The sequence below is a fragment of the Mycobacterium sp. genome (assembly GCF_025965855.1).
Classification (GTDB): domain Bacteria; phylum Actinomycetota; class Actinomycetes; order Mycobacteriales; family Mycobacteriaceae; genus Mycobacterium.
This window is the reverse complement of the sequence record NZ_JAOPWB010000135.1, coordinates 17,038-28,627: the sequence shown is the minus strand read 5'-3', so window position 1 is coordinate 28,627 and position 11,590 is coordinate 17,038. Positions and strand designations below refer to the sequence as shown.

The following is an 11,590-nucleotide window of genomic DNA, read 5'->3' as shown; positions in this document are numbered from 1 at the left end:
CGCCGCCGGGATCTGCGGTTCCGACCTGCATTTCTACGAGGGTGACTACCCGCTCGCCGCACCGATGACGCTCGGCCACGAAGCGGTGGGCACCGTCGTCGAGGTCGGGACCGAGGTGCGCACGGTCAAGGTCGGCGATCGGGTCATGGTGTCGTCGGTGACCGGCTGCGGCGCCTGCCCGGGCTGCGCCACCCACGACCCGGTGATGTGCTTCTCTGGGTTTCAGATCTTCGGCGGCGGCGTGCTTCCCGGGGCGCAGGCCGATCTGCTCGCCGTGCCGGCCGCCGACTTCCAGCTGCTCAAGACGCCCGAAGGGATCAGCACCGAGCAGGCGCTGCTGCTCACCGACAACCTGGCGACCGGCTGGGCGGCGGCCCAGCGGGCCGACATTCCGTACGGCGGGACGGTGGCGGTGATCGGCCTGGGGGCGGTGGGCCTGTGCGCGCTACGCTGCGCGCTCTTCCAAGGCGCCGCAACGGTCTTCGCGATCGATCGCGTCGACGGCCGTTTGGAGCGTGCCGGCCAATGGGGAGCGACGCCGATCAAGGCGCCGGCGGTCGAGGCCGTCCTCGCGGCGACGGGAGGCCGCGGCGCCGACGCGGTGATCGACGCCGTCGCCACGGACGCATCCCTGACCGACGCGCTCAACGCGGTGCGGCCGGGAGGCACCGTCTCGGTGGTCGGTGTGCATGACATGAATCCGTTTCCACTCAACGCCCTGGGCTGCCTGATTCGCAGCATCACGCTGCGGATGACCACGGCTCCGGTACAGCGGACCTGGCCGGAGTTGATCCCGCTGCTGCAATCCGGCCGGCTCGACGTCGACGGCATCTTCACCACGACACTGCCGTTGGACGAGGCGGCCAAAGGCTACGCGACCGCGGAGTCGCGGTCCGGCGACGACGTGAAGGTCATGCTGACGCCTTAATCCCTGTCGCGGCGGACATGCTTCGCCACATAACGCAGAGTCCGCGCGGGCCCGCGGCGGCCCGAGGCGAGGCACATCACCGGCCAGCCGTGCGCCGCGGCCGCCGCGGCGAGTCCGGACCGGGGGTTCACCGGTCGGGGATAGCCGACGACTGACATCGACGCCGCATCCTCGTCGCCGTCGGCGTAGAAGTAACTGCTTTGCAATGCAATGTCATTGGCACTACAGAATTGTTGTACTGCGGCGGCCTTGGTCGCCCCCCACACGATCGGTTTGACGAGCCCGCCGGTGAGCCGCCCGTGGCCGTCGACTTCGAAACGGTTGCACTGCACGTTGGAAATGCCGAGGAATCGTGCGACGGGCAGCGCCTGGATGGAGAGCGCCGACGAACTCAGCACGACGGTGTGCCCGCGGTGCTGGTGGGCCTGCACGATTTCGTGCATGTGCGAATACAGCCGCGCGGCAACGCGTTCGACGAACAGGCGCTCGCCCAACTCGTCGAGCTCGGCGAGCGACTCACCGCGCAGGTAACCGGCGGCCCGCACAATGAGGTGCTCAAACTCCAAGTGACCGAATCGATATCGCAACGCGGCCTCGAACACCCCGAGAAGCTCGCCCATTCCGGCTTGCCGACGCCGGATCCGGTCGCCGACATGAACCGCTGCGGTGAAGCCGTCGACCAACGTGCCGTCGAGGTCGAAGAATGCGCCGATTCCGCGTCCGGGCGGGCTGGCACCGATCTCCGCAATGGCGTCCGCGGGGGAAAGTCTCGTGATCGTCACCATCTCGGCTCAGCCCGACCGCGTCGCCGTTATGTATTGCGAGTGCATGAACGCGTCGATCTTGACGTCCACCTCCGGCGGAGTCATCCCGTAGCCGGCCTGCAGATCCAGCGTGTTGCGGACCGGTTCGACGGCCCAGCCGTGCGCGGCAAGCGAGCCCGCTGGGTCGGACTGGGGCTCGTAGGTGAGGGCGGAGAAGTCCACGTGACCGGACATGTTGACCCCGGGGTGGTCGGCTTCCAGGCCGGCGAGTTGCTCGCGGTCCAACCGCGATCCCAGCGCGCCGATGGCGATTCGGCTGCCCGGCGCGCTGAGCCCGCTGATCCGCGTGAAGAGCGCGTTCTGGGCCTCATCGGTCAGATAGGGCAGCACGCCTTCCACCGACCAGGCGCTGGGAGTTTCCGTGTCGAAGCCGGCCGCTTCCAATCGCCGCGACCAGTCGGTGCGCAGATCGGCTGCGACCTCGGTCCTGCGGGCTTTGGGCGTGGCGCCCCGCTCGCCGAGCACGCGGGCCTTGAATTCCAGGACTTTCGGTAGGTCGACCTCGAAAACCGTTGTGCCATCCGGCCATTCGAGACGGTATGCCCGTGAATCCAATCCGGCGGCGACGATCACCGCTTGCCGTATGCCCGTGTCACCGGCGAAGCTGAAGAAGTCGTCGAAGAACCGGGTTTGCACGCCGTACAGGCGGGGAAAAGCCGTCTCGTCCGCGGAGGTTCCCGGATTGGCAAGCACGCCCGCCAGATACGGGTCCTGTGAAGCGGCGATGAAGACCTTCGCGTATTCGTCCCGGACCAGCGGTTGCGGGCTCACGGCGTGCAGCGCCCGCCACCCCGCCACCAGCAGCGCGGTGTAGCCGACGCCGCTGACGATGTCCCACTGGTCGTCGTCGGAACGAAGCGACCCAAATTCCGGCGTCGTGCTCATGGGCGCCCTCCCGTCCGAATCGGCCACAACGCGCCGAGACCACCAAAGTACTGCCGAGGCGCCGTCAAAGTTCCAAAATCACCGTGACCGGGCCGTCGTTGACCAATTCGACTTGCATGTTCGCGCCGAACACGCCGGTCTGCACCTCGGCGCCCAGCCCCTGCAACGCCTCCGCGAACGCCGCGACCAGCGGTTCGGCGACCGCTCCGGGGGCGGCCGCGTTCCATGACGGTCGGCGGCCCTTCGCGGTGTCGGCGTACAGGGTGAACTGGCTGACCACCAAGATGGGCGCGCTGATATCGGCCGCGGACCGTTCCTCGTCGAGAATGCGCAGATGCCAGAGCTTTTCGGCCAGCCGCCGCGCCTTGTCGGGATCGTCGCCGTGGGTGACACCGACGAACGCCAATAAGCCCTGGCCGTCCGGCCGGATCGCTCCCACCACCCGGCCGTCGACCGTCGCCGACGCCGACGAGACCCGTTGCACCAGAACCCGCATGGCTCTCGATGCTGCCAGGCCGGCCCCCGAAAAGGTTGGGTACGCTCGTCACGTGTCTGTACTCGTCGCGTTTTCGGTCACCCCGCTGGGCGTCGGTGAGGGCGTCGGCGAGATCGTTGCCGACGCGGTTCGCGTGGTCCGCGATTCCGGCCTGCCCAACAAGACGGATTCCATGTTCACCGTGATCGAGGGCGATACGTGGGAGGAGGTGATGGCCGTCGTGCAGCGCGCGGTCGAGGCCGTGGCGGCTCGTGCGCCCAGGGTCAGCACGGTGATCAAGGCGGACTTGCGGGCCGGGGCCCACGACGCGATGACGCAGAAGGTGGTAACCGTCGAGCGTTATCTGTCCGACGGTTAGCCCCGCACCGCATCCCGGAACGCCCGCTCGGCCGCGTCGCCGTGGACCGCGAACACCACCGTCTCCAGCGAGCTCGCCCGGTGTTGCCGGACGATGTCGACCATCAGCTGCGCCGCGTCTTCGAGCGGAAAGCCGCCGACACCGGTGCCGAATGCCACCAGGGCAAGCGAGCGGCAGCCGAGTTCGTCGGCTTTGCGCAAGGTGGAACCGGTTGCCCGCGTGATGATTTCGGCCGAGGTTGGGCCGCCGAGCTCCATCGTCGCCGCGTGGATCACGTAGCGCGCCGGCATGTCGCCCGCGGTGGTTTCGACCGCTTCCCCGAGCCCGATCGGCGCCTTCTCGGTGGACTCGCGCTGCACCGCGGGTCCGCCGGCGCGGGAAATCGCCGCTGCGACGCCGCCACCGTGCCGCAGTTGGGTGTTGGCCGCGTTGGTGATCGCGTCGAGTTCGAGCTTGGTGATGTCGGCCTGCAAAACCTCTACCTCGATCATCGGCTCATTGTCCCGCCACTTGGGATAGGTTGACGCGACGGGCGAGAAAGTTTGTGGCCCACAGGAGGCAGTCATGGCCGATGAGGTTGGCGGGGTTGGAGGCGCCGGAGGCGCCGGAGGCGCAGGGGGAGCCGGCGGCCAGGGCGGCGCCGGGGGTCGAGGCGGTGACGGCGGCCGAGGTGGCGATGGCGGCATGGGCGGGGCCCCCGGGCTCGGCGGTCAGCCCGGCGAGGGCGGCGAGGGTGGCGCCGGCGGCGCGTCCGGCGCCGGTGGAACCCCCGGCCAGCCCGGGCAACCCGGTCAGCCCGGCGCACCGGGCCACTAGGGCCTGACTGTCGTTTGGTCCCTTACCAGCGCGTAGACCCGCCAGTGACCCGGTACGCCCTTCAGTTGGTGCTCACCGCGCTCGGCGAACGTGCGCCGGGACCCGGTGACGATGTCGCGAACCGTCGAGGACACCAGCACTTCGCTGGGTCCGGCCAGCGCCGCCACGCGCGCACCGATGTGTACGGCCATGCCCGCGACGTCGGCGCCGCGCACCTCCACCTCGCCCGCGTGAATGCCCACCCGGACCTCGATGCCCAGCGCCCGCACCGCGTCTGCAATCGCATCCGCACATGCGATCGCCGCGCTGGGACTGGTGAACGTCGCGACGAATCCGTCTCCGGCAGTGTTGACTTCGCGACCGCCGAATCGGTCCAGCTCGTGGCGGACTTTGGCGTCGTGCTGATCGAGCAGATCTCGCCATCGTTGGTCGCCGAGCTCGGCGGCGCGCTGGGTAGAGCCGACGATGTCGGTGAACACGATCGTGGTCAGCACTCGTTCGGCATCGGAGCCACCGCGTACGCCGGTGATGAACTCCTCGATCTCGTCGAGTATCGGCGCGGTGTCGCCCACCCAGTACAGCGAATCTTCTCCCGGCAGTTCCACATAGCGTGACCCGGCGATGTGCTCGGCAAGGAAACGACCATTCCCCGGAGGGATGAATCGGACGCTATCGCGCTGCAGGATCAGCGTCGGCACGGCGATCCGCGCGAGGATGTCACGTACGTCGCTCTCTGTCACGACTTTGCTCACGGCACGGGCCATGCTCGGCGACGCAGCGCGATTGCCGGCGTGATCCCACCAGGCCCGGAACGCCTCGTTTCGGGCAACCGTCGGCGCGACGGCCTCCAGCACATCGAAGCCTTGCTCAACCGCATCCGTCTCCATTGCGACGGTCGTGAATGGGTCAGTGGCGCTCGGTCTCGCACCGACCGGGTAGTCGGGTGCCCACTGAACACGCGCCGTGCCGTTGATCACCACCAGGCTGCGCACCCGTTGGGGGTAGTCGGCGGCGAGAACGAGGCCACTCATCGCGTTGTAGCTCGTTGCGAGGATGGCCGCCTGCCCGCAGCCGACCGCATCCATCACTGCGATCGCGTCCTCGGCCCAGAACTTCGGCCCGATCATCTCGAGCGAGGGGACGCGCGACGACAGGCCCATTCCACGGAAATCGAACCGGATCACTCGGCTGAACGACGCCAGACGGCGGTAGAAGCGGTATAGCGAGGGCTCGGAGTCGATGGCGTCGATCGGTATCGACGGTCCCACCAGCAGGACCAGATCAACCGGACCTTCGCCTAAGACTTGATAGGCGATGTCCATGTCACCGCATTTGGCGTAGCGAATCCGCGGCGCCGCAGACTTCCCGGCCACGGCCTCAGGCTAGTTCATGCGTAGGCTCAATGGCCGTGAGCGCACGGGCAGGCATAGTGGTCACCGGAACTGAGGTCCTTACCGGACGTGTCCAGGACAGGAACGGCCCGTGGATCGCCGATCGCCTGCTGGAACTGGGTGTCGAGCTGGCGCACATCACGATCTGCGGCGACCGCCCGACCGACATCGAGGCGCAGCTGCGTTTCATGGCCGAGCAGGGCGTGGACCTGATCGTCACCAGCGGTGGCCTGGGCCCGACGGCCGACGACATGACCGTCGAGGTGGTGGCGCGCTTCTGCGGCCGCGAGCTCGTCCTCGACGCCGAGGTCGAGAACAAGATCGCCGAGATCCTCAAACGACTGATGGGCCGCAATCCCGCTTTTGACCCCGGCAATTTCGACTCCATCAGGGCCGCCAACCGCAAGCAGGCGATGATTCCGGAAGGCGCCCAGGTGCTCGACCCCGTGGGCACCGCGCCGGGTGTGGTCGTGCCGGGCAAACCGGCGGTGATCGTGCTTCCGGGACCGCCGCGCGAGCTTCAGCCCATGTGGCACACGGCAATTGAGACACCCACCGCGCAGGAGGCGATCGCCGGCCGGACGACCTACCGGCAGGAGACGATCCGGATGTTCGGGCTGCCCGAATCGGGGCTGGCCGAAACTCTGCGTGACGCCGAGAAATCCGTCCCCGGCTTTCAGCACTTGGAGATCACCACCTGCCTGCGGCGCGGTGAGATCGAAATGGTCACGCGCTACGAGCCGCACGCCGCGGACGCCTATGCGCGGCTGACCGAGGTGCTGCGCGAGCGGCACGGACAGCAGATCTACTCCGAAGACGGGTCAAAGGTGGACGATCTGGTGGCGCAGTTGCTCACCGGCCGCTGGATAGCGACGGCGGAATCCTGCACCGCGGGCCTGCTGGCAGCGCGGCTGACCGATCGGGCCGGTTCTTCGGACTATATGGCCGGCGGCGTGGTGTCGTATTCCAACGAGGCGAAAGCCCAGCTGCTCGGTGTCGACCCGGCGCTGATCGAGGCGCACGGCGCGGTGTCCGAGCCGGTGGCCGAGGCGATGGCGGCGGGCGCGCTGAAGCGCTTCGCCGCCGACACCGCCGTCGCGATCACCGGGATCGCCGGCCCGGGTGGGGGAACGCCGGAAAAACCCGTCGGCACAGTCTGTTTCACCGTCATGCTGGGCGCCTCCGGCGCCGCAGACAGCCAAGTCACCCGAACCCTGCTGCTACCCGGGAACCGCTCGGACGTCCGGGAGCGGTCGACGACGGTGGCGATGCACCTGCTGCGGCGCCGGCTCAGCGACGCCGAATAAGTTCAGGTCATTTCGGTTGGGAGGAAGGCGCTTTCGGAGGTGCCGAAGCGAATCCCCGTGGCGTCCTTGCCAATCAGCGTGAGGAATGCCACGGCGATCAGCACCGGCACGATCGTCGCCGCCAACGCAAAGGGATAGCCGTGCGACTCGGCCAGGCGTTCCTGGATGGGCAAGTTGAACGCGGCCAACAGGTTCCCGAGCTGGTAGGTCACGCCGGGGTAGAGGCCGCGGATCGCGTCCGGTGACAGCTCGGTCAAATGGGCTGGGATCACCCCCCACGCGCCCTGCACGCAGAGTTGCATCAGAAACGAGCCGAGGCACAACATCGCCGCGGTGCGCGAGTAGGCGAACAGCGGCACGATCGGCAGGCCCAACAACGCGCAGAACACCACGGTGTAGCGGCGGCTGAACCGCTGTGACATCGTGCCGAAGAACAGGCCGCCGATGATGGCACCGACGTTGTAGACGATGACGATCCATTTGACAGTCACGCTGGACAGGCCGGCACCGTGGTTGGTGGTCGCCGTCAGGAAGGTCGGGTAGACGTCCTGGGTGCCGTGGCTCATCCAGTTGAACGCGGTCATCAACAGCACCAGGTAAATGAACCGGCGCACAATCCCGGCGTCGCGCAGCACGTCACGGATCCTGGTGCTGGTGAGGCGCATCCGGTCCTGCGCGGCTTCCCAGACCTCGGACTCCTGCACCCGGTATCGGATGATCAGGCTGATCAGTGCCGGGATGATGCTCAACGCGAACAGCCAGCGCCACGACAAGCCCAGCCAGTTCATCACCACCAGGGATGCGACGCTCGCCAGCAGATAGCCCAATGCGTAACCCTCCTGCAGCAGCCCGGAGAAAAACCCACGGCGCTCGACGGGAACCTTCTCCATGGCCAGCGCGGCCCCCAACCCCCACTCACCGCCCATGCCAATGCCGTACAGCAGCCGCAGGATCACCAGGACGGTGAAATTGGGGGCGAACGCGCACAGGAACCCCACCACGGAGTAGAACATCACGTCGACCATCAGGGGGAGCCGCCGACCGACGCGGTCCGCCCACAGCCCGAACAGCAACGCGCCGACGGGCCGCATGATCAGGGTGGCGGTGGTGACGAACGCGACTTCGGCCTTGCTGTGGTGGAACGTCTTGGCGATGTCGGCGTAGACGAGCACGACGATGAAGTAGTCGAAGGCGTCCATCGTCCAGCCCAGCAAAGCCGCAACGAACGAATTCCGCTGATCGGCCGTCAACCGTTGTGTTGTCACTTGAGCATCGTGCAGTACCGGGCGGCGATGCGCGAGAGTAAGTTCCGGATACATGCGAATCATCGACGCCGATGGACACGTCGCCGAGAACTCCTCGCTGGCGATCGAAGCGATCAAGCGCTGGCCCGACCACGTCAGGCCCAGCAGTGACGGGCGGCTGCGGTTGACATTGGAAGGCCGCAATTACCCGGAGGACCAGGGTCCTGGCGCGGGTTGCCCGCCCGAACACGGGATCAGCAAGGCACCCGACATCAATTGCCGCTCAGCCGAGGGCGTGCTGGGCGACGCCGACCGCGACCACATCGACACGATGGTGCTGTATCCGAGCATGGGATTGTGCGCGCCCAGTCTCGAGGATCCGGAATTCGCCGCGGGATTCTCGCGGCTCTACAACCAGTGGATCGCGGATTACTGCGCCTCCTCGGGCGGCCGGTTGCGCGGCGTCGCCGTCACCCCGATCGAACACGGCCAAGCGGCCATCGACGTCATGACCGAAGCCAAAGAGCTCGGGCTGGTGGCGACCCTGGTCCCGCCCGCGCTCAAGACCCGCAACCTCGACCACCCGGACCTCGATCCGTTCTACGCCGCCGCCGTCGAGCTCGGGATGCCGCTGGGCATTCACGGCGCCCCCGGCATTCACCTGCCGAAGATCGGCGTGGACCGCTTCACCAATTACATTCAGGTGCACTGCATCAGCTTTCCGTTCGACCAGGTGACGGCGATGACCGCGATGGTCTCCGGCGGCGTCTTCGAGCGGCATTCCCAGTTGCGGGTCGCCTTCCTCGAGGCGGGCGCGGGGTGGGTCCCGTTCTTCATCGATCGCCTGCACGAGCATTACGAGAAGCGGGGGGACTGGGTCGAGCGCGGCTGGCGCCGCGATCCGCACGAGTACCTGGCCGCGGGCAACATCTTCGTGACGTGTGAGCCGGAGGAACCGATCCTGCCCGGCGTGATCGATGTGCTCGGCGCCGACTTCATCATGTTCGCCAGCGATTACCCGCATTGGGACGGCGAATGGCCGGAGAGCACGAAGCACCTGCGAACCCGCGCGGACATCAGCGAGGAGGCCCGCGAAAAGATCGGCGGGCTTAACGCGCAGCGCTTCTACAACTTGAACTGAGGCTGACGTCCGGAGCGTGCGGTGGCAGGATCTCCCGAATGGGCCCTTTTCTGCTTCGCGCCGCTTTGAGCGGACTTGCAATGTGGATCGTCACCCTCTTCGTGCACGGGATGAGATTCGTCGGCGGCAACACCACCGCTCAGACCGTCGGCATCATCTTCGTCGTCGCCGTGATCTTTGGTCTGGTCAACGCGTTCATCAAGCCGATCGTTCAGATCTTGTCGATCCCGCTGTACATCGTGACCCTCGGCCTGTTCCATATCGTGATCAACGCCTTGATGTTGTGGATCACCGCGTGGATCACCGTGCATACCACCCACTGGGGACTCGAGATCGACCATTTCTGGTGGACGGCGATCTGGGCCGCCATCATGCTGTCCATCGTGAGCTGGGTGCTGTCGCTGGTCATTCGCGACGTCACTCGCGCCTGAGGGCTCAACGGGCCCGCCACCGCGGCGGTCGCTTCTCGGCGAACGCGCGCGGCCCTTCCTTGGCGTCCTCGGTCTCGAAAACGCGGTCGCTGTGCCGGGTTTCGTTGTCGTAGGCCGAGTTGAGGTCGAGCGCCAAACCTTCCACGGCTGACTGCTTCGTCGCGAAGACCGCGAGCGGCGCGTTCGCCGCAACGCGCTCGGCGAAGTCGTAGGCGGTGTCCATCAGTCGGTCCGCCGGGACCACCCGGTTGATCAGTCCCATGGCCACGGCTCGTTCCGCGTCCACCATGTCGGCCGTCAGCAGCAGCTCCATCGCCAACGGGTAGGGCATCTGACGCGGCAACCGCACTGTGCTCCCGCCGCCGGCGAAGAGACCGCGCTTGGGCTCCATCACCGCGAAGCGCGCCTCGGGGACGGCGACTCGAATGTCGGTGGAGGTCAGCATCTCGAAGCCGCCGGCGACGCACGTCCCGTTTACGGCGGCGACGATCGGCTTGTACACCGGGAACCGATGCAGGACGGCGTGGATGGCGTCGTCCTTGTTCCACCCCTCGGGCTTGGGCAGGTCACCGGTGAGTTCCGGGATGAATTTCTTGAGGTCGGCTCCCGTGCAGAAGTCCCGGCCCACGCCGGTGATCACCGCGACCCAGGCCCGATCGTCGTCGCGGAACGCCGCCCACGCCTGGGCCAAGTCACGAAAATGGGCCATGTCCAGCGAGTTTCGCGTCTCGGGACGGTTGATCGTGATGGTGGCGATGTGGGCGTCCAGCCGGTAGTCGATGCTCAACCCGCAACCCCATCGACCAGCCGCACCACGTCGCGCGCGCAACCCCACGACAGCGTCACGCCGTTGCCGCCGTGGCCGTAGTTGTGGACACACCGCGCCCGCCCGAGCGGCTCGGCCTCCACTCGCACCGACGGGCGGTCCGGCCGCAGCGCGGTGATCGTCTCGATCACCTCGGCGTCGCCGAGCCGTGGCTCGATCTCGCGGCACCGTTGCAGGATGCGGTCGGTCACCTCGGGATCCGGGGTGGTGTCCCAGCGATCCGGGATGCTGATGCCCCCGCAGACCACGCGCCGCGGATGCGGGAAGAAGCAGGTCCATTCCGGGCCCTGGTTCAGCTCGATAAACAGTTGCCGCAGACCTGGATTAGCCAGGACGACGTGCTGCCCGAACAGCGGCCGCACCGAGTCGTCGTCCGTCAGCGCCCCCGCGCCGAGCCCGGCACAGTTGACGACGATCGGTGCGGTGTCGGCGGCCTCGGCCAGCGACCGGACCGGGCGCGCCTCGATTTCGCAGCCGGCCGCGGCCAGCCGCCGGGTCAGGTAGTCGAGATATTGCGGCATGTCGATCATCGGCATGGTGGCGCGGAACCCGGTGCCGAAGCCCGGTGGGACGTCGGCCGGGTCGGCGGGCCGCAGGTCGGGGATCAGCTTGGCAGCGGGCGAGGCCGCCTCGGCCCCCATGAATTCCCCGACGGCCAGCGCCGGCGCCATGCGGACTCCGGTGCCCGGGTCGTCGGCCAAGTCGCGGAACACCCGCAGGGAGTGTTCGGTCCAACCCAGGGTCTGGGCGGCGCGTTCGGCCGGCCGCGGGGGTGCCCATACCGCGCCGGCCACCGCCGAGGTCGTCTGTTGTGGCATCGCGGCCGCCCACACCCGCACCGGCCGGCCCGCTTCGGCCAGGCACACGGCCGACGTCAATCCGCTGACGCCGGCGCCAACAACGACGATCGGTTGCGGGTCACCCACGTCACTTGTCAATGGCA

At 67.5% G+C, this 11,590-nt stretch carries 14 protein-coding genes; 5 read left to right on the top strand and 9 right to left on the bottom strand.

From position 1 onward, the window contains the following. Nucleotides 1-928 (top strand): alcohol dehydrogenase catalytic domain-containing protein (locus tag JWP83_RS10490; RefSeq protein WP_297729751.1); only part of this gene is annotated, 928 nt, incomplete at its 5' end. On the opposite strand, the gene JWP83_RS10485 is transcribed toward JWP83_RS10490, so the two are convergent. From JWP83_RS10485 to dtd, 3 genes are all read right to left on the bottom strand, one after another. Further along, entirely contained in the window at nt 925-1,710 is a 786-nt protein-coding gene (locus tag JWP83_RS10485; protein WP_297729748.1) for an HAD-IB family hydrolase, read from the bottom strand. The genes JWP83_RS10490 and JWP83_RS10485 overlap by 4 nt on opposite strands. Nucleotides 1,711-1,719: 9 nt before the next feature. Then, a complete protein-coding gene (locus JWP83_RS10480) occupies nt 1,720-2,637 on the bottom strand; it encodes a class I SAM-dependent methyltransferase (protein ID WP_297729745.1) in 918 nt (305 codons plus the stop codon). A gap of 64 nt (nt 2,638-2,701) precedes the next feature. Then, complete coding sequence (gene dtd, locus JWP83_RS10475; RefSeq protein WP_297729742.1) at nt 2,702-3,133, bottom strand: D-aminoacyl-tRNA deacylase; 432 nt, start codon at nt 3,131-3,133, stop codon at nt 2,702-2,704. A gap of 52 nt (nt 3,134-3,185) precedes the next feature. Between dtd and JWP83_RS10470 the strand changes: the two genes are divergently transcribed. After that, the gene (locus JWP83_RS10470) at nt 3,186-3,491 is read left to right on the top strand and encodes an MTH1187 family thiamine-binding protein (RefSeq protein WP_297729739.1); all 306 of its coding nucleotides are present in this window, start codon (nt 3,186-3,188) and stop codon (nt 3,489-3,491) included. On the opposite strand, the gene JWP83_RS10465 is transcribed toward JWP83_RS10470, so the two are convergent. Genes JWP83_RS10465 through JWP83_RS10455 form a run of 3 tightly spaced genes read right to left on the bottom strand, consistent with a single transcriptional unit; the run spans nt 3,488 to nt 5,629 of the window. Continuing rightward, a complete protein-coding gene (locus tag JWP83_RS10465) occupies nt 3,488-3,982 on the bottom strand; it encodes a macro domain-containing protein (protein WP_297729736.1) in 495 nt (164 codons plus the stop codon). The two genes, JWP83_RS10470 and JWP83_RS10465, sit on opposite strands and share 4 nt — an antisense overlap. A 4-nt stretch (nt 3,983-3,986) precedes the next feature. Beyond that, nucleotides 3,987-4,304 carry a hypothetical protein gene (locus JWP83_RS10460; protein WP_297729733.1) on the bottom strand — a complete coding sequence of 106 codons (318 nt, stop codon included), beginning with the start codon at nt 4,302-4,304 and terminating at the stop codon, nt 3,987-3,989. Further along, nucleotides 4,304-5,629, bottom strand: coding sequence for an adenylate/guanylate cyclase domain-containing protein (locus JWP83_RS10455; protein WP_297729766.1), 1,326 nt, complete (start codon nt 5,627-5,629; stop codon nt 4,304-4,306). Before JWP83_RS10455 ends, JWP83_RS10460 begins: the two co-directional genes overlap by 1 nt. Nucleotides 5,630-5,709: 80 nt before the next feature. Between JWP83_RS10455 and JWP83_RS10450 the strand changes: the two genes are divergently transcribed. Next, a complete protein-coding gene (locus JWP83_RS10450; RefSeq protein ID WP_297729730.1) occupies nt 5,710-7,005 on the top strand; it encodes a competence/damage-inducible protein A in 1,296 nt (431 codons plus the stop codon). A gap of 2 nt (nt 7,006-7,007) precedes the next feature. Here the strand turns inward: JWP83_RS10450 and JWP83_RS10445 are convergent, their stop codons facing one another. Continuing rightward, the gene (locus tag JWP83_RS10445) at nt 7,008-8,270 is read right to left on the bottom strand and encodes a sialate:H+ symport family MFS transporter (RefSeq protein WP_297729727.1); all 1,263 of its coding nucleotides are present in this window, start codon (nt 8,268-8,270) and stop codon (nt 7,008-7,010) included. Between the two features lie 52 nt (nt 8,271-8,322). On the opposite strand from JWP83_RS10445, the gene JWP83_RS10440 reads away from it, so the two are divergent. Both JWP83_RS10440 and JWP83_RS10435 read left to right on the top strand, forming a co-directional pair. Continuing rightward, the gene (locus JWP83_RS10440; protein WP_297729724.1) at nt 8,323-9,390 is read left to right on the top strand and encodes an amidohydrolase family protein; all 1,068 of its coding nucleotides are present in this window, start codon (nt 8,323-8,325) and stop codon (nt 9,388-9,390) included. A gap of 38 nt (nt 9,391-9,428) precedes the next feature. Further along, nucleotides 9,429-9,821 carry a phage holin family protein gene (locus JWP83_RS10435; RefSeq protein ID WP_297729721.1) on the top strand — a complete coding sequence of 131 codons (393 nt, stop codon included), beginning with the start codon at nt 9,429-9,431 and terminating at the stop codon, nt 9,819-9,821. A gap of 4 nt (nt 9,822-9,825) precedes the next feature. Here the strand turns inward: JWP83_RS10435 and JWP83_RS10430 are convergent, their stop codons facing one another. Together JWP83_RS10430 and JWP83_RS10425 are read right to left on the bottom strand one after the other, a co-directional pair. Beyond that, complete coding sequence (locus JWP83_RS10430) at nt 9,826-10,608, bottom strand: enoyl-CoA hydratase-related protein (protein ID WP_297729718.1); 783 nt, start codon at nt 10,606-10,608, stop codon at nt 9,826-9,828. Next, entirely contained in the window at nt 10,605-11,573 is a 969-nt protein-coding gene (locus tag JWP83_RS10425; protein ID WP_297729763.1) for an FAD-dependent oxidoreductase, read from the bottom strand. Before JWP83_RS10425 ends, JWP83_RS10430 begins: the two co-directional genes overlap by 4 nt. Nucleotides 11,574-11,590: the final 17 nt, after the last annotated feature.